This is a genomic window from Devosia sp. MDV22-iso42, from assembly GCF_058629155.1.
The window spans coordinates 148,631-173,386 of the sequence record NZ_JBZVWR010000009.1; the positions used below are offsets into that span (position 1 = coordinate 148,631).

Sequence of the window (24,756 nt, forward strand, 5' to 3'; positions counted from 1 at the left end):
GGGCAATTCCAAGCGCAAGGACTCCCGCCGGTGACCCTAAAGATCCGTCTCATTCCCTGCCTCGATGTCATGGACGGCCGCGTCGTCAAGGGCGTCAACTTTGTCGACCTGCGCGATGCCGGCGACCCGGTCGAGGCCGCCATGGCCTATGACGCGGCCGGCGCCGACGAGCTGACCTTTCTCGACATCACCGCCAGCCATGAGGGCCGCGACACCATTTTCGACGTTGTCTCGCGCACCGCCGAACACTGCTTCATGCCGCTGACGGTGGGCGGTGGGGTGCGCAGCATTGAGGACATTCGCAAACTGCTGCTGGCCGGCGCCGACAAGGTGGCGATCAATTCGGCAGCGGTGAACGATCCGGACTTCATCGCCCGCGCCGCCGACAAGTTCGGCAATCAGTGCATTGTCGTCTCGGTCGATGCCCGGCAGCGCCTGAGCCAGGCCCTGGGCGGCGACAACCGCAGCCAATGGGAAGTGTTCACCCATGGCGGTCGCAAGGCCAGCGGGCTCGATGCGGTGGAATTTGCCGTTCGTATGGTCGAGCGCGGCGCCGGCGAACTGCTGGTGACCTCGATGGATCGCGACGGCACCAAGTCCGGCTTCGACCTCAAGCTGACCCGCGCCATTGCCGATGCCGTGGCCGTGCCGGTCATCGCCTCGGGCGGCGTCGGCAGCCTGCAGGATCTGGTCGACGGCGTGGTCGAGGGCCATGCCAGCGCCGTGCTGGCCGCCTCGATCTTCCACTTCGGCACCTTCACCATTCCCCAGGCCAAGGCCTATCTAGCGGCCCATGGGGTTCCCGTGCGCCAGGACCGCCCGGCTTAGGTCGTAGTGACGGCGACGAAAAATTTTGCTCTAAGCCAATCCAAACTGAGGTGTTACCCCGGCGAAGGCCGGGGTCCATCCCGAGATCTCAAGATGGATCCCGGCCTGCGCCGGGATGACATCGTGGATGAGGAGCCGTGACTGCCATGACCTTGGACGACCTCGACCTGCGCCTTGCCGAGCGCGCCGCCGCGTCACCCGACGACAGCTACACCGCCAAGCTGATTGGCCGCGGCGTGGAAAAATGCGCGCAGAAACTGGGCGAGGAAGCCACCGAGGCGGTGATCGCCGCGGTCACCGGCAACCGGCCCGAACTGGTCAAGGAAAGCGCCGATGTGCTCTATCACCTGCTGGTGCTGCTGCGCGCGTCCGGCGTGCCATTGAGCGACGTCATGGCCGAACTCGATTCCCGCACCGCCCAGTCGGGCCTGGCCGAAAAAGCCACCCGCTCGGACCCGTCCTGATGAGCAAGCGCAACCCGGTCCTGGCGCCCTATCACCATTTCACCAAGGCCCAGTGGGGCGCCCTGCGCGCCGACGAACCCATGACGCTGACGCGCGAGGACATCGCCCGGCTGCGCACCCTCAGCGATCCCATTTCGCTCGAAGAGGCCGAACAGACCTATCTGCCGCTGACCCGCCTGCTCTCGTTCTATGTCGAGGCCATCCAGAACCTGCACTCGGTCTCGACGCGCTTTCTTGAAACGCCCGACCAGCGGGTGCCCTTCATCATCGGCGTCGCCGGCTCGGTGGCGGTGGGCAAATCCACCACGGCGCGCATCCTGCAGGCCCTGCTGCAGCGCTGGCCCGCCAGCCCCAAGGTCGATCTGGTGACCACGGACGGCTTTCTTCATCCCAATGCCGAGCTGGAAAAGCGCGGCATCATGACCCGCAAGGGCTTTCCCGAAAGCTATGACCGCCAGCGCTTCGTGCAGTTCCTTGCCGACATCAAGTCGGGCAAGTCCGGCGTCAAGGTGCCGGTCTATTCCCACCTGGTCTATGACGTGGTGCCCGGCAGCGAGGTGGTGATCGACCGCCCCGACATCCTGATCGTCGAGGGGCTCAATATCCTGCAGCCGGGCGAACTGCCCAAGACCGGCGCGCCGATCCTGTTCGCCTCCGACTTCATCGATTTTTCCATCTATATCGACGCCGATGTCGACGATCTGGAAGTCTGGTTCATGGAGCGCTTCTTCCGCCTGCGCGAGACGGCCTTCAAGGACCCCAGCTCGTTCTTCCGCCGCTTTGCCGAAATGAGCGAGGCCGAGGCCGGCGAGTTCGGCCGCATGGTCTGGCGCACCATCAACCTGCCCAACCTGCTCGACAATGTGCTGCCCACCCGCGGCCGCGCCGACCTGATCCTCAAAAAGGGCAAGAGCCACCTGATCGAGGAGGTCCAGCTGCGCCGGGTCTAGAGCATTTCGCCGTTTCGCCGAAACGGCTCAATGACTCTAGGTCTTTGATTTGTCGCGTTTTTGAACCGCAAAAGTGGGGCCACTTTTGCTGAAAACCCTCTAATAGGTCCCGTGCTGGGGCTGGCTGAGCACGATCTGGTTGCCGTCGCCGTCGCGGAACTTGGCGGTCTTGAAGAAATCGCCCATCGATTTGGCCACCGGCGTCAGCCCGTGCAGGCTGAGCCGCCCCAGCTCTTCGGCCAGGTCATCCACGATCAGGGTCAGCACGGCGGCGCCGGCGCGATCGCTGTCGGTCACCACCTGGACCCAGCCGCCGCCCGGCAGTTTCCATTCGGCGACATCGCTCATCGGCCGCGCATCGGCGGTGCGGCCGAACAGCCGCTCGTAGAAGTCGAGCGCCTCGGTCATGTCGTCCACCGCGATACCGGCCAGCGCGTTGGTGATGGTCAAATCAGCGTCCTTGGTTCTGGTGCCAGCTCAACCCTACCATGTTGACGGCAATGGGGCACGCTGTTGGCGTTTTGTCACGGCGCTGCTATAGCCCAGACCAAAGCGGGAGAGCAGAATGGCCGAACTCAAGGTGGTGGTAGCCGGTGCTGGTGGGCGCATGGGCGCAGCCAATATCCGTGCCGTGGCGGCCCAGTCGGGCCTGGTCCTGCATGGCGCCCTGGCCAGTCTGCGCCTGCATGCGGCGGTCGACCGTCCCGGCAGCGCCGCCATCGGCCAGGATGCCGGACTCTTTGCCGGCATTGCCGCGCTCGGCGTCACCATTACCGACGATATCGATGTCGCGCTGTCCGGCGCCGATATCATCATCGACTTTACCGCACCGCAGGCCACGCTGACGCTGGCGGCGCGCGCCGCGGCTTTGGGCCTGGTCCATATCGTCGGCACCACCGGCTGCTCGGAAGCCGATGACGCGGCCATTGCCCGCTCGGCCAGTGAGGGCGCCCGCATCGTCAAGTCCGGCAATTTTTCCATGGGCATGGTGGTGCTGGCCAATCTGGTCGAAAAGGCCGCCGCGGCACTGGCCGATTACGACATCGAAATCCTCGAAATGCATCACAACCGCAAGGTCGATGCGCCTTCGGGCAGCGCCCTGCTGCTGGGCGAGGCCGCGGCCAAGGGGCGGGACATTTCCCTCAAGGCCCATTCGGTGCGTGTCCGCGACGGCCATACCGGCCCGCGTGAAGCCGGCAGCATCGGCTTTGCCACCCTGCGCGGCGGCACCGTGGTGGGCGATCATTCGGTAATCCTGGCCGGGCCGGGCGAACGGCTCGAACTCAACCACCGCGCCGAGGACCGCTCGATCTTTGCCAATGGCGCCGTGCGCGCCGCAATCTGGGCTGCCGGCCAGGCGCCGGGGCTTTATTCCATGGTCGACGTGCTCGGCCTCAACGACTGAACAAGGACCCTATTGATGACCGGAATCCTGATCCTCGTCCGCCACGGCCAGAGCGAGTGGAATCTCAAGAACCTGTTTACCGGCTGGCGCAACCCGAACCTGACCGAGCTCGGCATCGAAGAGGCCCGGGCCACTGGCAAGGCGCTCAAGGCCAAGGGCATCGTCCCCGACCTTTACTACACCTCTTCGCTGCGCCGCGCCCAGCACACGCTTGACCTGATGCTCGAGGAAATGGGTATCGCCAATGTCACCATCATCCGCAATACCGCGCTCAACGAGCGCGACTATGGCGACCTCAGCGGTCTCAACAAGGATGACGCCCGCGCCAAGTGGGGTGAGGAGCAGGTCCATATCTGGCGCCGCAGCTTCGACGTGCCGCCGCCCGGCGGCGAGAGCCTCAAGGACACCGCCGCCCGCACCCTGCCCTATTACGAGAGCGAGATCCTGCCCCGGCTCGAGGCCGGCAAGACCGTGCTGATCGCCGCGCATGGCAATTCGCTGCGCGCACTGGTCATGGCCATCGAGGGCCTGACTCCCGAGCAGATCCTGGCCCGCGAAATCGGCACCGGCGAGCCGACGGTCTACAAGATCGGCCCGGACGGCAAGCTGGTCGAGCGCGTGACGCTCTGAGGCCTGCCGGTTCCCAGCAGGACCGGATGCTCTTCGCGCGGCTCGACATAGAGCTTGAGCACCAATGTGCGCACCACCGCAAAGATCGGCGTCGCCAGGGCGACGCCCATCAGCCCGAACAGGCTCCCCAGCACCGCCATGACGCTCAGTGACCAGGCGGGCGACAGCTTGATGATGTGCTGCTGCAGCATGGGGGTCAGTATATAGCCCTCCAGATTCTGGATCAGCAGCAGGCCGATGGCGCCGATCAGCAGGGTATTGCCGTCCTCGGCCGCCAGCACCAGCAGCACCGGCACGGCGGAGATGATGGGGCCCAGGAACGGGATGAAGTTCAGCGCGCCCGCCAGAATACCCAGGATCAGCGCATTGGGGACATTGAGCACCCAGAGCATGGTGCCCACCAGCGTGCCGATCAGCACCATCAGCGCCAGCTGGGTGACCATCCAGCCGCGCAGCGATTCGCCGGTGGCGCTAAGGGCATCCTGGATCCGCGCGCGATGCTGGGGCGGCATCAGCAGCAGAAACCCGTCGCGATAGCCGGCCGGATTGATGGCGAAGAACAGGCCGAGAAAAAGCACGACCACCAGATCGCCGATAATGCCAAGCGTGCTGCCGAACAGCGAGCTGGCCTGGGTGAACAGGCCTGTCGGGTCGGGCAGCATCTCGCGTATGGTGGTTTCGAGTTCGGTCTGGTCGACGCCGCCCACCAGCCCCTGTTCCTTGAGCTGGCCATAGAGCTGGGCCGTTTCCGTACTCAGCAGATTCCACAGATCAAGCACACTGCGCCACAGGCTGACTCCACCGAGGCTGAAGGTGAGAGCCAGGATGGCAGCAATGACGATGGTCACGATCGTCAGCAGAATTGGGCGGGGCAGGGGAAGCACGCGGCGCAGCCCTCGCACCGCAGCGTCAAGCACGGTGGCGATCAGGATGCCGGAAAAGATCACCAGCAGCGAATGCGACACATGCCAGGCCAGCATCAGCGCTGCCGCCACGAAAACGGCAATGATCAGGGAATGGGCGCTGATGGGCATCGGGTCTCCGGGGCTGGGTTGTGTATGACCAAGCCGCCGGACCCCCGTTTGTTCCAGGCCTTTACCGATTCACGTGAAACTTCGCGCCGTGCCAAAGGCAATTTTGCGCCGGTGGAGCGAAATTCGGTGCGAAGGCCATGCGAACTACGCTCGAATGGCAGGAACCCTCGGCCTCAATGCGCCGCCGAGATCACGCCAGCTTCCCAGCCCAGGATCGCCCGCTTGCGCGGCACGCCCCAGTGATAGCCGGTCAGCGCCCCTGCCGTGCCCACCACGCGATGGCAGGGCACCACGAAGCTGATCGGGTTCTTGCCCACGGCCGCGCCCACGGCGCGCGACGCCGTGGGCCGCCCGATATGATTGGCCACGGCCGAATAGGTTGTCGCCTGGCCAACCGGAATCCGCAGCAGCGTTTCCCAGACCTTGACCTCGAAATCGGTGCCGATCAGCACCACCCGCACCGGCTGCTCGGCCGACCAGCGGCCCGGATCGAAAGCCTGCGCCACCAGCGGGGCGATTCGCGCATCGTCGCGGGTGAAGCGCGCCCGCGGCCAGCGATTGGCCAGGTCGGCAAAGGCCTGCTCGATCGTGGTCTCGGCATCGGCAAAGCCCAGCCCGCTCATGCCATAGTCGGTGGCCGTGACCACCGCCATGCCAAAGGGCGAGGGCGCGGCGCCCCAGATCATGTCGAGCCCCGCCCCGCCGGCGCGGAAAATGCCGGGCGGCATGGCCTCATAGGCCACAAACAGATCATGCAGCCGCGAGGTCGAACTCAGCCCCACCGCATAGGTGGTATCGAGCACGCTCTGGTTGGCGCGTAGCAGGCTCTTGGCATGGTCGAGCGCCACCGCCTGGGCAAAGCTCTTGGGGGAAAGGCCGCACCAGCGGCGGAACAGGTCGGTCAGCTGCCGTTCAGTCAGGCCCAGCGCCCGGGCAAAGCGGTTGAGATCGGCAATATCGGGACCGTTTTCGCTGAGATAGCGAATGGCGGCGCGAATCGTGTCGTAGTCGCCATCCAGGGTCATCTGTGCCATCTGGTTCATCGCCACCCCCATTGTCAGCAGGTTGTCCTGGCGTCTGTTTAGAACCGATTGCGGCGCAGTGCGACCCGGTTTTTACCGGCGTCTAGCTGCGCGCGCGCCGCAGCGCGGTGCCCAGCGCCTTGGCAAAGCTCGACTTGTCTTCCGGGCTCATGAACGCGCCCAATTCGCAGACCTCGGTCCCATCGCGCAGCTGCACGGCGATGGTTCTTTCATAGGCGTCACGGGTCAGCATCAAGCGCGCCGTGGCCGGGGCGAAGCGGCGCAGCGTCCTGGCGCCGGTCCGGTCGGTCACCTGCCATTCGATCTGCTCGGCCCAGACGGTGATCCGTTCGCGCCGCTTGCCCTGGCGCAGGCCGAGATAAAGCCCGGCGGCGATGCCACTTGCCGCCAGGGCCAGCAGGATCATGACCGCAATTGTGCCCGGCGCCAGCAGCAGCAGGCCCGGCGCGGCAAACAGCAGGACCGCCAGGCCGGCCAGCAGCCAGATGCCGCCCGCGCCCATCTGGCGGTGGGGCGTCAGTTCGGCAACGAACAGCGGCGCGGTGGTCGTAGCTTGCATTGGCATGGCGGTCTCTTGGAGACTAACTATAGGCCCAGAATCAGAGGCGAGAAAATGCCCGTACCCAAAAAAGTGAAGACCCTGCCCAGGGCCGATGTCGAGGCTATCTTTGCCCGCTTCGCGCAGATCGAGCCCGAGCCCAAGGGCGAGCTTGATTTTTCCAGCGCCTTTACCCTGCTGGTGGCGGTGGTGCTGTCGGCCCAGGCCACCGATGTGGGGGTCAACAAGGCGACCAGGATGCTGTTTCAGCTGGCCCCGACACCAGCCGCCATGGTGGCTTTGGGCCCCGAGCGGATCGAGGAGCTGATCCGCACCATCGGCCTGTTCCGCACCAAGGCCAAGAACGTCTATGCCCTGAGCCAGCTGCTGCTCGAGCGGCACAATGGCGAGGTGCCGGCCGATCGCGCGGCGCTCGAGGCCCTGCCCGGCGTCGGTCGCAAGACCGCCAATGTGGTGCTCAATATCTTCTTCAAGCAGCCGGCCATCGCGGTGGACACCCATCTGTTCCGCGTCAGCAACCGCACCGGCCTGGCCCCGGCCAAGACGCCGCTGGCCGTCGAACAGATCCTGCTCCGGGTCATCCCCGCGCCCTATCTGCTGCACGCCCATCACTGGCTGATCCTGCACGGCCGCTATATCTGCAAGGCGCGCAAGCCCGAATGCTGGCGCTGCCCGATCGCCCAATGGTGCCGCTTCACCCCCAAGACGCCCCAGCCCAGCGTGCCGGCCACCCGGCATCAGGGCTAGCGCCTAGCCGCGCGCCATGATGGCGGCAAAGATCGGGATCAGCAGCAGGAAGCCGGCCTGGATATGCAGGAAGCGTCGATTGCGGCCGATCGCGGCTGCGTGGGGACTGTAGCCGGCATCGGCCTGGAAAGCCGCCTGCCATTTGCGGATCGCCAGTGTTGGCGGAATGGTCAGCAGGCCCATGATGAGGAAAGCGCCCATCTTGCTCCAGAAGGCGTGGCTGGACACATAATATTCCCAGCCCGCCGCGCCGAAGATCACCCGCAAGACGCCGACCACGACAACCAGCCCGGCCACGCCGCCATAGGCCGCGTCGAGCCTGGCCAGCTGGCCGATGCGCGCTCCGCTGAGGCCCGGCCGCAGCAGCGCGAATTCGGCGGCAAAGATGCCCACCAGGGTAAAGACCGCCAGATGGTGGGCAATGGTCAGCAGCAGATCGATCATCATTGGCCGGCCCTCAATGTCATGTTATCAGTGATCACATCATGCCAGCCAGAAGTAAGCAATGTCAACATCCATCGCCAATGCCCCCTATCACCACGGCAACCTGCGCCAAGCCCTGTTGCAGGCCGCCCTGGTGATTCTGGAGAAGGAGGGGGAGGCTGGCCTGGGCCTGCGCGATCTGGCGCGGGCGGTGGGGGTGTCGCCGGCAGCGCCCTATCGCCATTTCGACAGCCGGGCCGCCCTGCTCGAAGCCCTGGCGGTGACCGGCTACCAGCGCTTTACCGCGCTGATGCAGGCCGTGACCAGCAGTGACACGCTCGACCCGATGACGGCCATGGGGCGCATCTATGTCAAGTTCGCCCTCGACAACCCCAACCTCTTCCGCCTGATGTTCTCGCCGGTGCTGCGGCGCGACAATCGCCCCGGCCTGCAGATGGCCGCGCATGCCGCCTACCAGACCCTGCGCCACGTCACCGGCCAGGATCTGGCCAGCGGCCGGGTGGTGGCCCTGGCCGCCTGGGCGCGGGTGCATGGCCTGGCCGTGCTGCTGCTCGACGGCCAGATCGCCATCGAGGCCGGCGAGGATATCGAGGCCCTGGTAACCGCCATCATCGAGCAGCGCTGAATGGCAGGCGTTGCGCCGAGCCCGGCCTTGCTCTAAACCGGCATCCGGCTTTCTCACCCCGGATCCGTTCATGACCCAGACCCGCTTTGACGTCCTCACCATCGGCAATGCTATCGTCGATATCATTGCCCCGGTCGAGCCGGGCTTCATCGAGCGGGAGGGCATGCAGGAAGGCATCATGCACCTGATCGATACCGATCGGGCCGAGGACCTCTATGCCAAGATGCCGATCAGCCGGCAGCAGATCTCGGGCGGCAGCGCCGCCAATACCGCCGCCGGCATCGCCTCTCTGGGCGGCCGCGCCGCCTTTGTCGGCAAGGTGGCCGATGACGTGCTGGGCGATGTCTTTGCGGTCGATCTCGACGCCATCGGCGTGCATTACAATACCAGCCGCCTCAAGAACGGCGCGCTGACCGCCCGCTCGATGATCTTTCTCAGCGAAGATGGCGAGCGCACCATGAACACCTATCTGGGCGCCTGCCACCAGCTGACCGAGGCCGATATCCATCCCGACGAGATCGGTGGCGCCGCCATCACCTTCATGGAAGGCTTTCTCTGGGATCCCGTGGAAGCCAAGAAGGCCTTCGTGCTGGCCGCCCATTATGCCCACAAGCATGAGCGCGCCGCCGCGCTGACCCTGTCCGATCCGTTCTGCGTCGACCGCTTCCGCGCCGAATTCTTGGATCTGATTCGCTCCAAGACCATCGACTATGTCTTTGCCAATGTGCATGAGCTCAAGTCGCTCTACGAGACCGATGACCTGGGCGAGGCCGTGCGCCAGATCGCCAAGGATGCCGAAGTCGCCGCCATCACCATGGGCGCCGATGGCGCCATGGCCGTGTTCAACGGCGAGATCACCTCGGTCCCCGCCTTTGCCATCGACAAGGTGGTCGATGCCACGGGCGCCGGCGACCTCTTCGCCTCCGGCTTCCTGCTCGGCCTGGCGCGCAACCAGTCCATGGAATCCGCCCTCAAGACCGGGTGCCTCGCCGCGCACGAAGTCATCAGCCATATCGGCGCGCGGCCCCAGGTGGCGCTGGATGGCTTGGTGGAGAAGCATGGGCTGGCGGGCTAGTCAGCCCGCTTATCCCCGCACCGCCCAGCCATGAGATTCTTGTCCCGGAACCTATCCGGGGCGAGGCATGGGACAGCGCGCAGGGCATTATGGGACAAGTTCACGCCAGCAAATATGTCGCTTCAAAGTCCGGGAAGTTTTGCACTGCTGCTCACTATGAGATTTTGAGGTGTGCCGCCGTCTAACAGCTGGGGGTATGGCTCTGGCGTTCCCTTGTAGTAGTATAGATTTAACACCAATAGGCCTGACAACGCCTCTAGCGCGTTTCGTTGATTTGCTTTTGGAAAGTTCACCACACGATCGTGCTTTATGGAATTGTAGGCTCGCCACCAAGCTGGAGACTGATTGGCCCCGTTAGGGTCCCAACTGGTCCACGGCAGCACGCGGTCGCCGTTACGAACGACGGCTATTTCAACGGTATGCAATCCGGGATAGGCGCCGGTCAAAACACCCTGATAATGCAAGATGTTTTCGGCGGGCGATTGCGGCGAGACACTTTACATAGCGCCTTGGCAAGAACATCCACTTCGCTACCTACGGCGAGGATGAGCTTTGCAAAATTGTCGCTATAAGTGGGCTGGTTTGCAGGCTCCAAGGCCACAAAATCTATTGTTCTTATGAAGTCGCGCTCAAGCGAGATGAAGTAGTTCCAGTAGGCAGTGGTCATTCTACGTCCCTTGCCGGCATTGGGCAGCTGATCAGTTTTAGCGCTTACTGACCAAAATACCCAAGGACATTGCGAAGCGCCTCGCTGATAATTATCCTAGAATGATCATATTCATCATCGAGGTCCGACCCAGGCCATGACGACGGTTGCAGAGGTGAAGCGCTGGACGCGGCCAATTCTTGCCGAACATGCCGATCTGGCTTTGAAGCCGCGCAAGCTCTATCTGCGTCCTGTTCATCACATTTATCGGTACATCCATTTCCTTGGCTCTTCTGACCGGACCTTTTCCAAGCCAACGGCTCATTTCAGCATCCTGTTCGCTCCGCCCACGGGGCGCCTCGACAATAACTGGTGGCGGGAATTGATTGTCGGCTGGTCCACCGACGCCGGTTTTCAGGACACGCTGGCCGCAGCCATCCGGCAGACATTGGACCACCCGTTTCGGCCGCTGGCCTCGATCGAGGACTTGTACCGCCTGATGCAGGAGGACCGCCTGCACTGGCAGCACCAGAATGAATTGCTATTGGAGCACGACGCTTTCCTCTACGCCTCTGTGCTCGCCGCCCTGGGGCGATTATCGGAGGCCAGCGCGGTGGCACAGGCCTATATCGACAAAGACGAAGGCCAATGGCTCGCGATAAAGGCGAGGGGCGAAGCCCTCCTTGAAAAGCCCCGAAAGCGATGGGAGGGGGAAATGGATATCCGGCTGGCGAACAATTTTCTGAAGCCGATGGACCACATGCGGCAGCTTATCGCACTGGCCAGTGCCAATGATCGTCCTGCCGTCGCGGGCCTTCTGCGTGATTGGGAAAAGCAGAATGCCAAGCGATGCGACATCGAAGACGTTTGGGAGCCGACGCCCTTCCCGCTTGAACAAGATCTTTAGGCGCGGGGCCTAGCCGAGCGTCCCCCGCATCATCGCCAGTGCATCCGCAGTCGTCCCCGTCGGCCGGAATTCCAGGCCCACCGCGCGGGCATAACCCTGCGCCTCGAGCCAGGCCAGTTTCTGCCTGATGGGCAGCTCCCCGCTGCCGGGCTGGTTGCGGCCGGGATGGTCGGCGATATGCACGTGGAACACCCGGTTCAGCCGGCCCGAGAGGACCGTCTCGGGGTCCTCACCCATCACCATGGAATGATAGAGGTCATAGGTGAGGCCGATCTCGGGCCGGTCGACGGCGTCGACAATGTCGAGAGCCTCGGCGGTGCTGGTGAGGTAATAGCCGGGATGGTCGACGCGGTCATTGAGCGGCTCCAGTGCCAGTCTGACGCCCGAACCGGCCAGCACCTCGGCCGAGCGGGCCATGGCGGTGACCAGGGCGTCATGCTGACGCGCCCGATCAATGCCCGCCAGCAGCGGCCCCGACTGGCAGATCAGTATCGGCGCGCCCAGGCGCAGGGCAACGTCGCGGCTTTGTTCGAGGCCGGCGAGGAACCGGTCATGATCGCTCTCTCGCGTCAGCTCGGCAAACGGCTCGGCGACAATGCCGGCCAGTTTGACGCCGGTCTCTGCCAGCGCCCGCTCGACAGCGTCGAGATCCTTGTTGGACCAGAGCCAGAATTCGGCCAGGTCGAAGCTCGCTGCCTTGGCCAGCGCGATGCGGCGCGGGATATCATCCGTCTCGGGGACGAACAGCATCTCGATGCAGGCGGAATATTGGGTCATGCCAGGCGGGTCCCGCCGGCCATTTCAGCCAGGATCGCTCTTGCTGCTGCGGCCGGATCGGCCGCCTCGATGATCGGCCGCGCCACCACCAGATGGCTGGCGCCGGCGCTGAGCGCTTCACCCGGGCTCATCACCCGCTTCTGATCGCCCAGGGCGCTGCCCGCCGGGCGGATACCGGGGGTCACCACGGCCATTTTGGGCCCGACAATGGTCCGCACCATCTGTGCCTCATGCGCCGAGGCGACCAGCCCGCCAATCCCGGCATCGCGCGCCTGCTGCGCCCGCAGCGCTACAAGGCCGGCGGTGTCGCGGGCAAAGCCGGCTTCCTTGAGGTCGGCATCATCCATCGAGGTCAGCACCGAGACGCCCAGGATGGTCAGATCCGAGCCGGCGGCGCCCTTGACCGCGGCGCGCATGCATTGCGGATAGGCGTGCACGGTCAGCATGGTGGCGCCGGTCTCGGCGATGGCGGCGACACCCTGTTCAACCGTATTATCGATGTCGAGCAGCTTGAGGTCGAAGAACACCTTCTTGCCGGCGGCGAGCAGCGCCTTGCCCAGGGCAAAGCCGTCAGCGCCGTAAAAGCACTGATAGCCGATCTTGTAGAAGTCGACATCATCGCCCAGCAGCGCCACGATCTCCTCGGCGCGCGCGCGTGACGAAACGTCCAGACCCACGATCAACTGGCCAGCCATGGTCTTCCTCCGATGTGTTTGATGGGCCCGGACTAGAGCAAAAGACCACAGTCGGCAAGCCATGAGGTCTCAGGCAGCCTGGAACTTGTCGGCCGTTGGCGGGACTATCCTCTGCCCATTGCCACCACAGGATATTGCTGATGTCCAAGCTGTTGCTCACCCATCTCAACCACGACCTGACTAACAACACGTCCTATGTGCATGTCGTCTGGTCCGACGATCCGAACCGGCGGCTGGGCATGGTTGTGCCGTTCGGCACCACGCTGGCCGATGCCGAGCGCGAGGCGATTGCCGCCGTGCGGGCTCTGTCGGCTGAACTGGCCGGGGCCGAGATCGAGGCGCCCTCGTCAAAAACCTAGCCGAACCAGCCGGGCGCAAAGTCTTCCATGGCCACCCATTCGCCGCCCAGCCGCGGCGGGTCGAGGTCAAAGGCAAAGCAGTTGCCGCCGCCTGTGTTGCCGTGCCGGCTCTGGTCTTCGACCCGGGCAATCGGCCTTCCCGCCAGATGGCATTTGAGCAGCGTGCCCACCGCGCCATGGCCGCAGAATACCGCGGGCGTGTCAGCCGGGACGCTGGCCAGGACGGTGGTGACCGTGTCGACAATGCGCCGTTGCGCGTCCACCGCCCGCTCCCAGCCCTCAGCACTGACCTTGGGTTCGGCAAAGAAGCGGTCCGCCATGGCCTCGAACAGGCTTGGCGGCAGAAAGCCGGTGGCGCTGCGGTCGTTCTCGCCCATCAGGTGGTCGCTCAGCACCAGCGTGCCGGCCGCGGCGGCCAGGATATCGGCCAGCTCCATGGCCTTGGTTTCCCGGCTGGAAAAGATCATCGCTCCCGCCGGCACCACGCCGCGCGCGGCAAAGGCCTGCGCCCGCTGCCGGCCCAGTTCGGACAGGCGCCACAGCGGCACCGGAATCTGCGCGTCCATCTCTACCTGCGGATGGGTGACATAGAGCGCGCGCATCCTAGCCTCGGCTGAAATGGGTCAGTTCATGCACCATCTGCTCGACCTTGCGGATGATGGCGGGCTCAAGAAAATCGCCATTGACGTCAAAGGCGTCCTCGGCCGGGCCGATGCCCAGCAGCGTCGGCACCACCAGCGCTCCCACCTTGGTCAGCGATTCGCGCAGGTGGCTCAGCGACCAGATGGTGCCATATTTGCCCGAGCTGACCCCGCCAATGCCGAAAATGGCGTGGCGGAACGGGCTCGGCTTCTGCCGGCTGATCCAGGTAATGGCATTGACCAGCAGCGGCGGCACCCCGCCATTATATTCGGGCGTGGCGATGAAGACGATGTCGTGGCTGCGCCACAGCGCCGCCAGCCGCACCGCCGCCGCCGGCACCTGGTCGGCCTCGAGATCCTCGTTGAAGATGGGCAGGTCGAAATCGCCCAGGTCGAGCGCGGTGACGGCGACCCCGGCGGCGTCGAGCTGGCGGCCCATATGGGCCTGCAATTTGCGGTTCTGCGAGCCCCTGCGGATGGAGCCCGAAAGCGTCAGTGCGGTCTTCATCTTGCATTCCTGTTGCGCAGATGTCGAAATTGACCGCTCTGGCGCGTCGCTGCAAGACAATTGGCAGGCCCGCGCTCATTCGGCAGCTTGCCACCACAGGGAGACCAGCAATGGCCGCTTCGATCTTCGTCAATATTCCGGTGCGCGACCTGCCCGCATCAATGGCCTATTACAAGGCCCTCGGTTTTGACCACAATGCCCAATTCAGCAACGAGACCGGCGCCTGTATCGTGTTCAGCGAGGCCATCTACTTCATGCTGCTGACGCATGAGAAATTTCTGAGCTTTTCGCCCGCGCCCATCCCTGATCCCAAGACGCACACCCAGGCACTTTATGCCTTGTCGCGCGACAGCCGGGAAGCGGTGGACGCCATCGCCGCGGCGGCGCTCACGGCGGGCGGCACCGAAGTGCGCGAGGCGCAGGACCATGGCTTCATGTATGGCCGCTCCATCGCCGATCTGGACGGCCATGTCTGGGAATATTTCTGGATGGAGTTCAGCCCGCAGCAGGGGGCGTGAAACGCTAAAGAGAAGCAAGGGGCCGGAAAGGGCGACAGCGTCGTGCCATTCGAGCCTGGCTCTCATGGCCTTGAGGCGGGAAATCGCTCCACCGGAGCGATTTCTCTTCCGCCTCAAGCCTCAAACATCTTCTTGAGCTTGTCGAAGAAGCCGCCCGAGGTCGGGTTGGTTTCCTGCGTTTCGAGCTTGGCAAATTCCTCCAGCAGCTCGCGCTGCCTGCGGCTGAGTGCCTGCGGCGTCTCGATATCGAGCTGCACATACATGTCACCGACATCCTTGCTGCGCAGCACCGGCATGCCCTTGCCCTTGAGCCGCACCCTTTGCCCCGGCTGGGTGCCGGCGGCCACCTTGACCTTGGCGCGGGCGCCATCAAGCGTCGGCACCTCGAACTCGCCACCAAGCGCCGCAGTGGTCATGGCGATGGGCACGCGGGCGAAGAGATCGGCGCCGTCGCGCTGGAACAGGTCATGCGGCCGCAGCGAAATGAAGATGTAAAGATCGCCCGGTGGGCCGCCGCGCAGCCCCGCCTCGCCCTCATTGGCCAGCCGGATACGGGTGCCGTCCTCGATGCCCTGGGGAATGTCGACGCTCAGCGTGCGGTTTTCCTGGCGCCGGCCCTGGCCACCGCAATCGGTGCAGGGCTGGTCCATCATCTGGCCGCGGCCCTGGCAAACCGGGCAGGTCCGCTCGATGGTGAAAAAGCCCTGGGCGGCGCGCACCTTGCCATGGCCATTGCACTGCCGGCAGGTATGGGTGCCGGTGCCCGGCTTGGCGCCCGAGCCCTCGCAGGTGGTGCAGCCCACCAGGGTCGGCACGTCGATCTCGACCGTGCGGCCCTCAAAGCTCTCTTCGAGACTGATTTCCAGATTATAGCGCAGGTCGCTGCCGCGCAGCTTGGCCGCGCCGCCGCCACCGCGCCGGCCGCCCCCACCACCCATGAAGTCGCCGAAGATATCGTCGAAGATATCGGACATCGAGGAGGTGAATTCCGGGCCGAAACCGGCCGGGCCGCGGCCACCGCCATTTTCGAAGGCGGCATGGCCGAACCGGTCATAGGCGGCCCGCTTCTGGCCGTCCTTGAGCGTGTCATAGGCCTCGCTGATTTCCTTGAACTTGGCCTCGGCTGCGTCATTGCCCGGATTGCGGTCCGGGTGATGCGCCATGGCAAGCTTGCGATAGGCGCTCTTGAGCGCAGCGTCATCGGCGCCCTTGTCGACGCCGAGCACCTCGTAGAAATCGCGTTTGGACAAGAAGCACGTCTCCAATGCATTGCCGGTCGCGACAGGCGCGCCCGACCAAACCTAGCCCCTAGATGGCCATCGCCCCCGCAGCCCGCAAGGGGCTCGGCGTCGCAACACTGCTTTCATCGCCCCGGATGCATTTTTGGGGCGGCAAGAGCCGTGTCGGCGCCAGAGGGTCAACCAATTCCCCGCTCTGTAGCAAGAGCGCGCGCCCTCTTCAACATGGCTGAGCAGGCTTTGGCTAACGCGCCGGCGGTGCAAAGGCCCGCGCCAGGGCGTCGGCCAGTTCGGCCTGGGCAAACAGTGCCTTGGTGACGATCTGGCCCAGCCCGAAAAATCCCTGCGTCACACCGGCATAGACCGTGCAGCTGACCGGCACACCGGCCTGTTGCAGCGCCGCCGTCAGCAGTTCGCCCTCCGAGCGCAGCGGATCGACCTGCGCCAGGATGATGCTCGCCGGCGGCAGGCCGGCCAGGTCGTGACGCGTCGCCAGATTGAGCAGCGGCTCGTCTTCGGGCAGGCCATCGGCAAAGAGCTGCCGCAGCCGCCAGCGCATGGCTGGCATGTCAATCGGCAGGGCCCGCAAGGTCTCGCCATAGGCGGGTGTGCTGAAATCGGTTCCGGCCATGGGGTGGATCAGGGCCTGATGGATGGGCCGGTGTCCCCGGCCATCGCGCGCCCGCAGCGCCACATGCACCGCCAGATTGGCGCCGGCATCTTCGCCCGCTACAGCCACCCGGCGCGGATCCCCGCCCAGGCGGTGGGCCTGATCGCCCAGCCAGGTCCAGGCCGCCCAGGCATCCTCATGGGCGCTTGGCCAGGCGTGTTCGGGCGCCAGGCGATAGTCCACCGCGAGCACGATGGCGCCGCTGCGCCGCGCCAGGCCGCGGGCCGAGCCGTCATGGCTGTCCAGATCGCCGGTGACAAAACCGCCACCATGGAAATAGAGCACCATCGGATTGAGTCGCGGCAGCAGGCCGGCCGGCCGATAGAGCCGCCCCGGCAGGTCGCCCGCCGCGCCGCCGATCGTCACGTCCTCGCTGACCACACCGTCGTCGTCGGCAACGGTCCCCGCCACGGCCATCAGCGCCGCCACGGCATCGGGCAGCCCCGGCTGCGCTCGGGCGGCCGATGGGGTCAATTGGTCCAGCCGCTGCGCGCCCAGCTGCGTCAGCATGTCCAGCACCGCCTTCATGTCGGCATCCAGGGCGGCCGTCGGATCGCCGCCGATCAGTTCGGCGAGGCGCCCGATCGAGTCCTGCGGATCGCCGGGAGAAGTGCTGTCGGTCATGGCGACGCCTTGTGGGTTGCGGTCCCCCTTTGGACAGGGGGAACCGGCCCGCAATTGGGCTCAATCATGAAGAATTTGCGGCAATGGGACCCGGCTCGGCGAGCTGGTCGGCCTGATTCACGTGAAACGCCGGGCAGGCCTTGGTAAATGCGCTGTGGCGCTCAACAGGGCGCGCCGGCAGGATGCAGGGGATTGACGGGCAGCGTCCGGCGCGCGGCGCCATGAGCGGAGGCGCGGGGGATGAACAGGCCGCCAGACCAGGATCCATTGGCAGCCCGTTGGGACCATCGTGGCCCTGCCCGTACGGCAGCGGCCACCTCGAAATGGACTTAGCCGGCGACGTCGGCGACGGCGACGCCCTTGTCCATCAGCTTCTTGCGCGCCGCATTGACCACGTCGACGCTGAAGGTGTCTTCGTGGCGCATCACAATGGCTTCGCCGGTCAGGTCGCCCCGGCCGTGCTCGACCAGCTTGTCAAAGCCGTCGCTGAGCGCGTCTTCCATCATCTGGTCGCTCAGCACCTTTTCGGCGCCGACGCGCTTGTGCTTGGCGCGCACCTTGACCAGGCGCGTTACCCGGCCATTGTCGGCGGTGCGCAGCTCTTCGGCCGCGGCCAGGCCGGTCCAGAACTCGCGTTCGACCGGGCTCTCATTGTGGGCGGCGCCCACCAGCTCGGCGATACGCATTTTGCATTGAAACGCCAAGTCGTCATAACCAAGGCGGACGGCATTGGCCATCAGCTTGCGCAACTTGTCGGGGTCGGTGAAGGTTTGGGGGTCTGGAATGTTCATGGATCACCATACCCACTTCTATTTCAAACAAAAAGGGGCCCGGCTGCTGCCGGACCCCTTTATCTGGTGGATTGACGCCGCTTAGGCGGACTTCTTGTCGTCGTCGTCGCTGACTTCTTCGAAATCGGCATCGACCACGTCGTCATCGCCGTCATCGTCCGAACCATTGGCCTTGGCCTCGGCTTCCGCCTGGCTGGCCTTGTACATGGCTTCGCCCAGCTTCATCGCGGCCTGGCCGAGCGCGTCGGTCTTTGCCTTGATCACTTCGGCATCGTCGCCGTCGAGCACGGCCTTGAGTTCGCCAATGGCGGTCTCGATGGCGGCCTTGTCCTCGGCCGACACCTTGTCGGCATATTCACTGAGCGACTTCTCGGTCGAATGAATCAGGCTCTCGCCCTGGTTCTTGGCTTCCACCGCTTCGCGCTTGCGCTTGTCGGCATCGGCATTGAGCTCGGCTTCCTTGACCATGGCTTCGATATCGGCGTCGCTCAGGCCACCCGAGGCCTGGATGCGGATCTGCTGCTCCTTGCCGGTGCCCTTGTCCTTGGCCGAAACCTGCACGATGCCGTTGGCATCGATGTCGAAGGTCACTTCCACCTGCGGCACGCCGCGTGGAGCGGGCGGGATGCCGGCCAGATCGAAATTGCCCAGCAGCTTGTTGTTGGCGGCCATTTCGCGCTCGCCCTGGAACACCCGGATCGTCACGGCGCTCTGGTTGTCCTCGGCGGTCGAGAAGGTCTGGCTCTTCTTGGTCGGAATGGTCGTATTGCGATCGATCAGCCGGGTGAACACGCCACCCAGGGTCTCGATGCCCAGCGACAGCGGGGTCACGTCGAGCAGCAGCACGTCCTTGACGTCGCCCTGCAGCACGCCGGCCTGGATGGCCGCGCCCAGCGCCACGACTTCGTCCGGATTGACGCCCTTGTGGGGCTCCTTGCCGAACAGTTGCTTGACGATTTCCTGCACCTTGGGCATGCGGCTCATGCCGCCGACCAGCACGACTTCGTCGATCTGGGCCGCGGTGACGCCGGCATCCTTCATGGCCATCTTGCACGGCTCGATGGTCTTCTGGATCAGGTCATCGACCAGGCTTTCCAGCTTCGACCGGCTCAGCTTGAGCGTCAGATGCTTGGGGCCCGACGCGTCGGCGGTGATGAAGGGCAGGTTGATTTCGGTCTGGGTCGAGCTGGACAGCTCGATCTTGGCCTTTTCAGCCGCTTCCTTCAGACGCTGCAGCGCCAGCTTGTCGGTGCGCAGGTCGATGCCCTGTTCTTTCTTGAACTCGTCGGCCAGATAGTCGACCAGGCGGTGATCGAAATCCTCGCCGCCCAGGAAGGTATCGCCATTGGTCGACTTCACCTCGAAGACGCCGTCGCCGATCTCAAGGATCGACACGTCGAACGTGCCGCCGCCAAGGTCATAGACCGCGATCGTGCCGGTATTGCGCTTGTCCAGGCCGTAGGCCAGAGCGGCCGCCGTCGGCTCGTTGATGATGCGCAGCACTTCGAGGCCAGCAATCTTGCCGGCGTCCTTGGTGGCCTGACGCTGGCTGTCGTTGAAATAGGCGGGCACGGTGATGACGGCCTGCGTGACGGACTCGCCGAGATAGCTTTCGGCGGTTTCCTTCATCTTCTGCAGGATCATGGCCGAGACCTGGCTCGGCGAGTACTTCTCGCCGGATGCCTCGACCCAGGCATCGCCATTGTCGGCGGCCACGATCTTGAACGGCACCAGATTCTTGTCCTTGCCCACGACCTTGTCGTCATAGCGACGACCGATCAGGCGCTTGACGGCAAACAGCGTGCCCTCGGGATTGGTCACGGCCTGGCGCTTGGCCGGCTGGCCGACCAGACGCTCGCCGTCCTTGGAGAAGGCGACCATGGAGGGGGTGGTGCGCGCACCCTCAGCGTTTTCGATAACCTTGGGATTGGCGCCGTCCATCACTGCGACGCAGCTATTGGTGGTGCCCAGATCGATACCGATGACTTTAGCCATTACTCTAGCCTCTCTATTCAGCAAACCCATGCTGGAGCCCCTCTCGCGAGGCAGTTCCGTGGCCCCGAAGGACCGGGTTCCTTGCAATTGAAATTGCGCCCATTGCCGGGCCTGTCGGGTATATAGGGGGGTCCCCGTACGGCTTCAAGCGCTCATAGGGTACATTTGCCGGCTGGCGCCGCATTGCGGCGGCTCTGGGCGCGGTCAGAGGCGCTGGGGGACCGGCCCGGCGGCCGGTCCCGCGTAAGGCCTAGTCCTGCAGCGTGTAGCTGTTGAGCGAACAGATATCGACGGCCATGACTTCAAGGATGGCGCCTTCGCCGGTCTCGAAGCGGAAATCATACTCGCACTGGTCCGAACCATCGCCGATGGTGACGGTGCCCTGCTCGCCGGGCTCCAGCGTGCCGTCCGGACCGAGCAGGTCGTCACCCCACTCCTCCATATTGCTGGGATTGGTATAGAAATAATGCAGCGACTGGCTGCTGCCATTGATCAGCGTGAACTCGACGGTCTCGGCCAGGGCCGGCACGGCACCGGCAAGCAGCACCAGGGCGACAAGGCTGCCCTTCAGGAAGGTATTCATGACAAAATGTCCCCAAAGCCGGGCGCATCGGCGGCCGGCACCGCACTATCTTCAGCGGCAGGAATTAATCAAGATGCCCGCGCCGGGCGGCGCACTTTTCTTTGCGCCTGCGAAGCCCTAGAACCACGCCATGTTCACGCCCGGCTCCATCCTGCTGCACGATACGCTCAATCCGGGCGCGACCAGCCTGCTGTTCACTGCACCAGGCGCGATGCTCGTGGCCCATGACGCCGATGGCGTGCGCGCCGCGCTGGCCCGACTGGAGCAGGCCCAGCGCCAGGGCCTCTGGGCCGCTGGCTACCTGGCCTATGAGGCAGGCCTGGTCTTTGAGGAGCGCCTGGCCGCTCTCTTGCCCGCGCGCAGCGCAACGCCGCTGCTGTGGTTCGGCCTCTATGAGGCCCCGCAGCGGCTCGATGCCGCCGCCGCCGCTGCCTATCTGGCCGATCTAGTCGGCACCCGCAGCGGCCGCGCCCGCGATATCGTCCCCAGCCTCAGCCTGGCGCAATATGCCAGGGCCTTCGAGCGGGTCAAAGCCCTGATTGCGGCGGGGGACACCTATCAGGTCAACCTCACCTTCCCGGCCGAGTTCCGGCTCGAGGGCGATCCGGTCGCGCTCTATCTGGCCTTGGTTCGCCAGCAGCAGGCAGCCTATGGCGCCCTGCTCAATACCGGCGAGCACTGGATATTGTCGCGCTCGCCCGAACTCTTCGTCGCCCGCCGGGGTGACCAGCTCACCGCAAGGCCGATGAAGGGCACGCGCAAGCGCGGCCGCAGCCTTGCCGAAGACCAGGCCGGCCGCGCCGCTTTGGCCGCCGACCCCAAGAACCGCGCCGAAAACCTGATGATCACCGATCTGCTGCGCAATGATCTGGGCCGCATTGCCGAGATCGGCTCGGTCAGGGTCACCGACCTGTTCACCGTCGAAACCTACCGCACCCTCCATACCCTGACCTCGGGCATTACCGCGACGGCGCGGCCCGGCATCGGCACCACGGCCCTGCTGGAAAACCTCTTTCCCTGCGGCTCGATCACCGGCGCCCCCAAGCTGCGCGCCATGGAAATCATCCGTGATGTCGAGGCCGGTCCGCGCGGCGTCTATACCGGCTCGATCGGCTACGTGGCGCCCAGTGGCGACCTGGAATTCAACGTCGCCATCCGCACCGCCATCATCGACGCTCAAGGACGCGGCAGAATCGGCATTGGCGGCGGCGTGGTCGCCGACAGCACGGCCGAGGATGAATATCGCGAGGCTTTGCTCAAAATGGCTTTCTTCACCAATCCCCCCGATCCGGTCACCCTGATCGAGACCCTGCTCTGGACGCCCGAATCGGGTTATGCCCTGCGCCAGCGTCACCTCGACCGCCTGGCCGCCTCGGCGGCTTTTTTCGACCTGCCCTGCGATCTGGCCGCGATCGACGCCCTGCTTGACGCCCAGGTCTTCACCCAGCCCATGCGGGTCCGTCTGACCCTCGACGCAAGCGGCCCGGCTTTGACCGCGGTGCCGCTGCCGCCCAATCCGCCGGTCTTCCGCTTCATGATCGCCGATGACCGCCTCGACAGCCAGAGCCTCTGGCTGGTGCACAAGACGACCAATCGCGATTTCTACGACGCCCCGCGCCAGCGGGCCCAGACGGAACATGGCGTGGACGAGGTGGTGTTCCGCAACGAGCGCGGCGAGCTGACCGAGGGCTCGATCACCAGTCTGTTTGTCGAACGGAACGGCATGCTGCTGACACCGCCCCTGACGTCGGGCCTGCTGCCCGGCACGCTGCGCGCCGAGCTGCTCGCGAAGGGCAAGGCGCAGGAAGCGGTTTTGACGCTTGCCGACCTTGAGTCCGCCGAGGCAGTCTGGCTGGGCAATTCGGTGCGTGGGCTTATGCATGCACAATGGGTGCAGATTTGATATTTTGGGAAGGCAAGCCATGACCATCGAAATTTCGCCGCGCGACGTGCTGCTCGTGGTCGATGTGCAATATGACTTCCTGCCCGGCGGCAGCCTGGCCGTGGCCGATGGCGATGCCGTGGTGCCGCTGATCAACGCCCTGGCCAGGAAGTTCACCCATGTCGTCTGCACCCAGGACTGGCATCCGGCCGACCATATCTCCTTTGCCAGCCAGCATCCCGGCAAGGTCCCTTTCGAGACGGTGCACCTTTCCTATGGCAACCAGGTGCTCTGGCCGGACCATTGCGTCTGGAACAGCCATGGCGCGGCGCTCTCGGCCGATCTCGACATTCCGCAAGCCCAGCTGATCCTGCGCAAGGGCTATAACCGCGCCATCGATTCCTATTCCGGCTTCCAGGAAGCCGACCGCGAGACGCTGACGGGACTGGCCGGTTATCTCAATGAGCGCGATCTCGGCCGGCTCTATGTGGTGGGACTGGCCACCGACTATTGCGTCGGCTGGACTGCCATCGATGGCGCGGCCGCCGGCTTTGACGTCACCGTCATCGAGGATGCCACGCGGGCCATCGACAATGATGGCAGCCTCGAAAGGGCTTGGGCGGACATGGCAGAGGCCGGTGTCGAGCGGGTGATGAGCCGGGAAATCCTGGGATAGTAGAGCCGCAGAAGACCAGAGTCGTATCAGCAAATGCTGCTTCCAAGGCGATAGCGGGCATTCTTCGTACAATTCAGGCCTCTAGCTGTGCTTTGCGTGTGGCAGTCTATTTTGTTATTGTGGCGTACACAGCGAGGGACGCCAAATGGATTACGTTGAACGCAGCGGTGAGTTTGCCGGCGGCAGCGGCGGCGTGGTCCCAGAACTTTGGGTTTTGCTTAATGCCGCCTACAGCACCGACTCCGTTCGGACAAAGCCATTGCTTGAGGTCCTGAATGCCTTCGACAAGTCGCTTGGCAAACATATCCGGATAAAGCTGCCGCACGATGGACTTGAGCAAAAGGATATCGACGCAGTCATCGCTCGCCCCTGGAGTAAACAACAGCGGGAAATAATTGCGCCGCCGCAGCTGCTTTTCTTGAACAATAGCCTTTCCGCTTTTGATCCAAGTCATTCACCCTGGGCCTTGATCGATCTGCACGGCTATTCGGGCAAAGACGACGGAACGCTGGCATTCAAGCCGCTTAATCACCTTTTCACCGCGATAAGGAAGGCGGTCATCAGCGGGACATCACTTGTTGATGCCGTAGAAGACTATCGGCTGGCATTCAACAGAGGCTTGTTCGCGGATTCGCTTGACCTCGAAGTCGGTATCAACCTCCTGATATTCAAGGCGACTTGGAAGATGCCAAAGGGGATGTCAAAGAAGGCACGGTAAGCCAGCTTTCCCTGCCCATAAAAAAATCCCCGCTGGCGCGGGGATTCACGTGAAACGCTGATGGTGGCTGAGTCAGATCAGACGCTCTTGTCGATCGCTTCGTCAGCCGGCGCGTGGCTCGGGCCGCCCTTGGCGACGCCGACCATGGCCGGGCGCAGGATGCGGTCGCCGATGGCAAAGCCAGCCTGCACCACCTGCACCACCGTGCCCTCGGGCTTGCTGGGATCGGGGACCTCGAACATGGCTTGATGCCGGTGCGGGTCAAATTTCTGCCCCTCCGCCTCGATCGGCTTGACGCCATGCTTGGCCAGGAGGCGCTGCATTTCGCGCTCGGCCATCTCGATGCCTTCGATCAGCGTCTTGGTGGTCGCGTCACCCGAATCGCGGGCTTCGGGCGGCAGCATCATCAGCGCGCGGCTCAGCGCATCGGTGGCGCTCAGCATGTCGCGCGCAAAGCCGGCAATGGCATAGGTGCGTGTATCGCTGACTTCCCGCTCGGTGCGCTTGCGCAGGTTTTCCATCTCGGCAACGGTGCGCAGCACGCGGTCCTTGAGCTCGCTGTTTTCCGCCCGCAGGGCCACGGTCGGATCGATGCTCTCGATGTTCTCATCGGTCTGTTCAACCGGGACTTCGACTTCAGGCACTTCGCCTGAGGCGGCGTTCTCGTCGCTCATCATTGCTGTTTCCGCACATACCAAAGGATTTGATCCGCATATCGGCTAAT

At 64.4% G+C, this 24,756-nt stretch carries 30 protein-coding genes; 14 read left to right on the forward strand and 16 right to left on the reverse strand.

The window, feature by feature from the left end; translation table 11 throughout:
* Window positions 1–30 precede the first annotated feature (30 nt).
* From hisF to coaA, 3 genes are all read left to right on the forward strand, one after another.
* Complete coding sequence (gene hisF, locus AC4NN3_RS10685) at window positions 31–828, forward strand: imidazole glycerol phosphate synthase subunit HisF (protein ID WP_491927079.1); 798 nt, start codon at window positions 31–33, stop codon at window positions 826–828.
* A 137-nt stretch (window positions 829–965) separates the two neighbouring features.
* Window positions 966–1,292 (forward strand): phosphoribosyl-ATP diphosphatase, encoded by a 327-nt coding sequence (locus AC4NN3_RS10690; protein ID WP_491927080.1) that lies wholly within the window; start codon window positions 966–968, stop codon window positions 1,290–1,292.
* Window positions 1,292–2,242: a type I pantothenate kinase gene (coaA, locus tag AC4NN3_RS10695; protein ID WP_491927081.1), complete on the forward strand. Its 951-nt coding sequence runs from the start codon at window positions 1,292–1,294 to the stop codon at window positions 2,240–2,242. The genes AC4NN3_RS10690 and coaA overlap by 1 nt, the downstream gene beginning before the upstream one ends.
* A gap of 99 nt (window positions 2,243–2,341) precedes the next feature.
* Here the strand turns inward: coaA and AC4NN3_RS10700 are convergent, their stop codons facing one another.
* Entirely contained in the window at window positions 2,342–2,692 is a 351-nt protein-coding gene (locus tag AC4NN3_RS10700; RefSeq protein WP_491927082.1) for a VOC family protein, read from the reverse strand.
* A gap of 115 nt (window positions 2,693–2,807) precedes the next feature.
* Here AC4NN3_RS10700 and dapB point away from each other — a divergent pair, with 115 nt between their 5' ends.
* Window positions 2,808–3,647, forward strand: coding sequence for a 4-hydroxy-tetrahydrodipicolinate reductase (gene dapB / locus AC4NN3_RS10705; RefSeq protein ID WP_491927083.1), 840 nt, complete (start codon window positions 2,808–2,810; stop codon window positions 3,645–3,647).
* A 15-nt stretch (window positions 3,648–3,662) separates the two neighbouring features.
* Window positions 3,663–4,277, forward strand: a complete 615-nt coding sequence (locus AC4NN3_RS10710) for a 2,3-bisphosphoglycerate-dependent phosphoglycerate mutase (RefSeq protein ID WP_491927084.1) — start codon at window positions 3,663–3,665, stop codon at window positions 4,275–4,277.
* Here the strand turns inward: AC4NN3_RS10710 and AC4NN3_RS10715 are convergent.
* From AC4NN3_RS10715 to AC4NN3_RS10725, 3 genes are all read right to left on the reverse strand, one after another.
* Window positions 4,229–5,311: an AI-2E family transporter gene (locus tag AC4NN3_RS10715; RefSeq protein WP_491927085.1), complete on the reverse strand. Its 1,083-nt coding sequence runs from the start codon at window positions 5,309–5,311 to the stop codon at window positions 4,229–4,231. The genes AC4NN3_RS10710 and AC4NN3_RS10715 overlap by 49 nt on opposite strands.
* Before the next feature lie 173 nt (window positions 5,312–5,484).
* Window positions 5,485–6,354: a methylated-DNA--[protein]-cysteine S-methyltransferase gene (locus tag AC4NN3_RS10720; RefSeq protein WP_491927086.1), complete on the reverse strand. Its 870-nt coding sequence runs from the start codon at window positions 6,352–6,354 to the stop codon at window positions 5,485–5,487.
* Window positions 6,355–6,436: 82 nt separating this feature from the next.
* Window positions 6,437–6,919: a DUF2244 domain-containing protein gene (locus AC4NN3_RS10725; RefSeq protein ID WP_491927087.1), complete on the reverse strand. Its 483-nt coding sequence runs from the start codon at window positions 6,917–6,919 to the stop codon at window positions 6,437–6,439.
* Between the two features lie 48 nt (window positions 6,920–6,967).
* Here AC4NN3_RS10725 and nth point away from each other — a divergent pair, with 48 nt between their 5' ends.
* A complete protein-coding gene (nth, locus tag AC4NN3_RS10730; protein ID WP_491927088.1) occupies window positions 6,968–7,660 on the forward strand; it encodes an endonuclease III in 693 nt (230 codons plus the stop codon).
* Window positions 7,661–7,663: 3 nt separating this feature from the next.
* Here nth and AC4NN3_RS10735 read toward each other — a convergent pair whose 3' ends face one another.
* Window positions 7,664–8,107 (reverse strand): DUF2214 family protein, encoded by a 444-nt coding sequence (locus tag AC4NN3_RS10735; RefSeq protein WP_491927089.1) that lies wholly within the window; start codon window positions 8,105–8,107, stop codon window positions 7,664–7,666.
* Window positions 8,108–8,165: 58 nt separating this feature from the next.
* Here AC4NN3_RS10735 and AC4NN3_RS10740 point away from each other — a divergent pair, with 58 nt between their 5' ends.
* Window positions 8,166–8,729: a TetR/AcrR family transcriptional regulator gene (locus tag AC4NN3_RS10740; protein WP_491927090.1), complete on the forward strand. Its 564-nt coding sequence runs from the start codon at window positions 8,166–8,168 to the stop codon at window positions 8,727–8,729.
* A 70-nt stretch (window positions 8,730–8,799) separates the two neighbouring features.
* A complete protein-coding gene (locus AC4NN3_RS10745; protein WP_491927091.1) occupies window positions 8,800–9,804 on the forward strand; it encodes an adenosine kinase in 1,005 nt (334 codons plus the stop codon).
* 442 nt (window positions 9,805–10,246) lie between these two features.
* Here the strand turns inward: AC4NN3_RS10745 and AC4NN3_RS10750 are convergent, their stop codons facing one another.
* Window positions 10,247–10,471: a hypothetical protein gene (locus AC4NN3_RS10750; protein WP_491927092.1), complete on the reverse strand. Its 225-nt coding sequence runs from the start codon at window positions 10,469–10,471 to the stop codon at window positions 10,247–10,249.
* A 136-nt stretch (window positions 10,472–10,607) separates the two neighbouring features.
* Between AC4NN3_RS10750 and AC4NN3_RS10755 the strand changes: the two genes are divergently transcribed.
* Window positions 10,608–11,357, forward strand: coding sequence for a hypothetical protein (locus tag AC4NN3_RS10755; RefSeq protein ID WP_491927093.1), 750 nt, complete (start codon window positions 10,608–10,610; stop codon window positions 11,355–11,357).
* A gap of 9 nt (window positions 11,358–11,366) precedes the next feature.
* Here the strand turns inward: AC4NN3_RS10755 and AC4NN3_RS10760 are convergent, their stop codons facing one another.
* A complete protein-coding gene (locus AC4NN3_RS10760) occupies window positions 11,367–12,134 on the reverse strand; it encodes a TIM barrel protein (protein WP_491927094.1) in 768 nt (255 codons plus the stop codon).
* A complete protein-coding gene (pyrF, locus tag AC4NN3_RS10765) occupies window positions 12,131–12,829 on the reverse strand; it encodes an orotidine-5'-phosphate decarboxylase (protein ID WP_491927095.1) in 699 nt (232 codons plus the stop codon). The genes AC4NN3_RS10760 and pyrF overlap by 4 nt, the downstream gene beginning before the upstream one ends.
* 140 nt (window positions 12,830–12,969) lie before the next feature.
* On the opposite strand from pyrF, the gene AC4NN3_RS10770 reads away from it, so the two are divergent.
* Window positions 12,970–13,188, forward strand: coding sequence for a hypothetical protein (locus AC4NN3_RS10770; RefSeq protein WP_491927096.1), 219 nt, complete (start codon window positions 12,970–12,972; stop codon window positions 13,186–13,188).
* On the opposite strand, the gene AC4NN3_RS10775 is transcribed toward AC4NN3_RS10770, so the two are convergent.
* On the reverse strand, window positions 13,185–13,790 hold the full coding sequence (locus tag AC4NN3_RS10775; protein WP_491927097.1) for a histidine phosphatase family protein: 606 nt from the start codon (window positions 13,788–13,790) through the stop codon (window positions 13,185–13,187). The genes AC4NN3_RS10770 and AC4NN3_RS10775 overlap by 4 nt on opposite strands.
* A gap of 1 nt (window position 13,791) precedes the next feature.
* Window positions 13,792–14,337: an NADPH-dependent FMN reductase gene (locus tag AC4NN3_RS10780; RefSeq protein WP_491927098.1), complete on the reverse strand. Its 546-nt coding sequence runs from the start codon at window positions 14,335–14,337 to the stop codon at window positions 13,792–13,794.
* 110 nt (window positions 14,338–14,447) lie between these two features.
* On the opposite strand from AC4NN3_RS10780, the gene AC4NN3_RS10785 reads away from it, so the two are divergent.
* Window positions 14,448–14,855 (forward strand): VOC family protein, encoded by a 408-nt coding sequence (locus AC4NN3_RS10785; RefSeq protein ID WP_491927099.1) that lies wholly within the window; start codon window positions 14,448–14,450, stop codon window positions 14,853–14,855.
* Window positions 14,856–14,968: 113 nt separating this feature from the next.
* Here the strand turns inward: AC4NN3_RS10785 and dnaJ are convergent, their stop codons facing one another.
* From dnaJ to AC4NN3_RS10810, 5 genes are all read right to left on the reverse strand, one after another.
* A complete protein-coding gene (gene dnaJ / locus AC4NN3_RS10790) occupies window positions 14,969–16,105 on the reverse strand; it encodes a molecular chaperone DnaJ (protein ID WP_491927100.1) in 1,137 nt (378 codons plus the stop codon).
* 232 nt (window positions 16,106–16,337) lie between these two features.
* Window positions 16,338–17,387, reverse strand: a complete 1,050-nt coding sequence (locus AC4NN3_RS10795) for an alpha/beta hydrolase (RefSeq protein WP_491927101.1) — start codon at window positions 17,385–17,387, stop codon at window positions 16,338–16,340.
* Window positions 17,388–17,716: 329 nt separating this feature from the next.
* Window positions 17,717–18,178 carry a hypothetical protein gene (locus AC4NN3_RS10800; protein ID WP_491927102.1) on the reverse strand — a complete coding sequence of 154 codons (462 nt, stop codon included), beginning with the start codon at window positions 18,176–18,178 and terminating at the stop codon, window positions 17,717–17,719.
* Between the two features lie 81 nt (window positions 18,179–18,259).
* Window positions 18,260–20,173 (reverse strand): molecular chaperone DnaK, encoded by a 1,914-nt coding sequence (gene dnaK, locus AC4NN3_RS10805; RefSeq protein WP_491927103.1) that lies wholly within the window; start codon window positions 20,171–20,173, stop codon window positions 18,260–18,262.
* 250 nt (window positions 20,174–20,423) lie between these two features.
* Entirely contained in the window at window positions 20,424–20,756 is a 333-nt protein-coding gene (locus AC4NN3_RS10810; RefSeq protein WP_491927104.1) for a hypothetical protein, read from the reverse strand.
* A gap of 130 nt (window positions 20,757–20,886) precedes the next feature.
* Here AC4NN3_RS10810 and pabB point away from each other — a divergent pair, with 130 nt between their 5' ends.
* From pabB to AC4NN3_RS10825, 3 genes are all read left to right on the forward strand, one after another.
* Window positions 20,887–22,659: an aminodeoxychorismate synthase component I gene (pabB, locus tag AC4NN3_RS10815; RefSeq protein ID WP_491927105.1), complete on the forward strand. Its 1,773-nt coding sequence runs from the start codon at window positions 20,887–20,889 to the stop codon at window positions 22,657–22,659.
* Window positions 22,660–22,678: 19 nt separating this feature from the next.
* On the forward strand, window positions 22,679–23,314 hold the full coding sequence (gene pncA, locus AC4NN3_RS10820) for a bifunctional nicotinamidase/pyrazinamidase (protein WP_491927106.1): 636 nt from the start codon (window positions 22,679–22,681) through the stop codon (window positions 23,312–23,314).
* 145 nt (window positions 23,315–23,459) lie between these two features.
* Complete coding sequence (locus tag AC4NN3_RS10825; RefSeq protein WP_491927107.1) at window positions 23,460–24,032, forward strand: hypothetical protein; 573 nt, start codon at window positions 23,460–23,462, stop codon at window positions 24,030–24,032.
* Between the two features lie 77 nt (window positions 24,033–24,109).
* Here the strand turns inward: AC4NN3_RS10825 and grpE are convergent, their stop codons facing one another.
* Entirely contained in the window at window positions 24,110–24,706 is a 597-nt protein-coding gene (gene grpE, locus AC4NN3_RS10830; protein WP_491927108.1) for a nucleotide exchange factor GrpE, read from the reverse strand.
* Window positions 24,707–24,756: the final 50 nt, after the last annotated feature.

Excerpts from the sequence above, each read along its gene's own strand:
- AC4NN3_RS10775 (WP_491927097.1), bottom strand. The coding sequence starts at position 13,790 with ATGCGCGCGCTCTATGTCACCCATCCGCAGGTAGAGATGGACGCGCAG.
- dnaK (WP_491927103.1), bottom strand. The coding sequence starts at position 20,173 with ATGGCTAAAGTCATCGGTATCGATCTGGGCACCACCAATAGCTGCGTC.
- AC4NN3_RS10755 (WP_491927093.1), top strand. The coding sequence starts at position 10,608 with ATGACGACGGTTGCAGAGGTGAAGCGCTGGACGCGGCCAATTCTTGCC.
- AC4NN3_RS10760 (WP_491927094.1), bottom strand. The coding sequence starts at position 12,134 with ATGACCCAATATTCCGCCTGCATCGAGATGCTGTTCGTCCCCGAGACG.
- AC4NN3_RS10745 (WP_491927091.1), top strand. The coding sequence starts at position 8,800 with ATGACCCAGACCCGCTTTGACGTCCTCACCATCGGCAATGCTATCGTC.
- pncA (WP_491927106.1), top strand. The coding sequence starts at position 22,679 with ATGACCATCGAAATTTCGCCGCGCGACGTGCTGCTCGTGGTCGATGTG.
- AC4NN3_RS10715 (WP_491927085.1), bottom strand. The coding sequence starts at position 5,311 with ATGCCCATCAGCGCCCATTCCCTGATCATTGCCGTTTTCGTGGCGGCA.
- coaA (WP_491927081.1), top strand. The coding sequence starts at position 1,292 with ATGAGCAAGCGCAACCCGGTCCTGGCGCCCTATCACCATTTCACCAAG.
- pabB (WP_491927105.1), top strand. The coding sequence starts at position 20,887 with ATGTTCACGCCCGGCTCCATCCTGCTGCACGATACGCTCAATCCGGGC.
- dapB (WP_491927083.1), top strand. The coding sequence starts at position 2,808 with ATGGCCGAACTCAAGGTGGTGGTAGCCGGTGCTGGTGGGCGCATGGGC.
- grpE (WP_491927108.1), bottom strand. The coding sequence starts at position 24,706 with ATGAGCGACGAGAACGCCGCCTCAGGCGAAGTGCCTGAAGTCGAAGTC.
- AC4NN3_RS10825 (WP_491927107.1), top strand. The coding sequence starts at position 23,460 with ATGGATTACGTTGAACGCAGCGGTGAGTTTGCCGGCGGCAGCGGCGGC.
- AC4NN3_RS10740 (WP_491927090.1), top strand. The coding sequence starts at position 8,166 with ATGTCAACATCCATCGCCAATGCCCCCTATCACCACGGCAACCTGCGC.
- AC4NN3_RS10720 (WP_491927086.1), bottom strand. The coding sequence starts at position 6,354 with ATGAACCAGATGGCACAGATGACCCTGGATGGCGACTACGACACGATT.
- AC4NN3_RS10710 (WP_491927084.1), top strand. The coding sequence starts at position 3,663 with ATGACCGGAATCCTGATCCTCGTCCGCCACGGCCAGAGCGAGTGGAAT.
- AC4NN3_RS10735 (WP_491927089.1), bottom strand. The coding sequence starts at position 8,107 with ATGATGATCGATCTGCTGCTGACCATTGCCCACCATCTGGCGGTCTTT.
- AC4NN3_RS10810 (WP_491927104.1), bottom strand. The coding sequence starts at position 20,756 with ATGAATACCTTCCTGAAGGGCAGCCTTGTCGCCCTGGTGCTGCTTGCC.
- AC4NN3_RS10780 (WP_491927098.1), bottom strand. The coding sequence starts at position 14,337 with ATGAAGACCGCACTGACGCTTTCGGGCTCCATCCGCAGGGGCTCGCAG.
- AC4NN3_RS10770 (WP_491927096.1), top strand. The coding sequence starts at position 12,970 with ATGTCCAAGCTGTTGCTCACCCATCTCAACCACGACCTGACTAACAAC.
- pyrF (WP_491927095.1), bottom strand. The coding sequence starts at position 12,829 with ATGGCTGGCCAGTTGATCGTGGGTCTGGACGTTTCGTCACGCGCGCGC.
- AC4NN3_RS10800 (WP_491927102.1), bottom strand. The coding sequence starts at position 18,178 with ATGAACATTCCAGACCCCCAAACCTTCACCGACCCCGACAAGTTGCGC.
- AC4NN3_RS10785 (WP_491927099.1), top strand. The coding sequence starts at position 14,448 with ATGGCCGCTTCGATCTTCGTCAATATTCCGGTGCGCGACCTGCCCGCA.
- AC4NN3_RS10750 (WP_491927092.1), bottom strand. The coding sequence starts at position 10,471 with ATGACCACTGCCTACTGGAACTACTTCATCTCGCTTGAGCGCGACTTC.
- AC4NN3_RS10725 (WP_491927087.1), bottom strand. The coding sequence starts at position 6,919 with ATGCCAATGCAAGCTACGACCACCGCGCCGCTGTTCGTTGCCGAACTG.
- AC4NN3_RS10795 (WP_491927101.1), bottom strand. The coding sequence starts at position 17,387 with ATGACCGACAGCACTTCTCCCGGCGATCCGCAGGACTCGATCGGGCGC.
- nth (WP_491927088.1), top strand. The coding sequence starts at position 6,968 with ATGCCCGTACCCAAAAAAGTGAAGACCCTGCCCAGGGCCGATGTCGAG.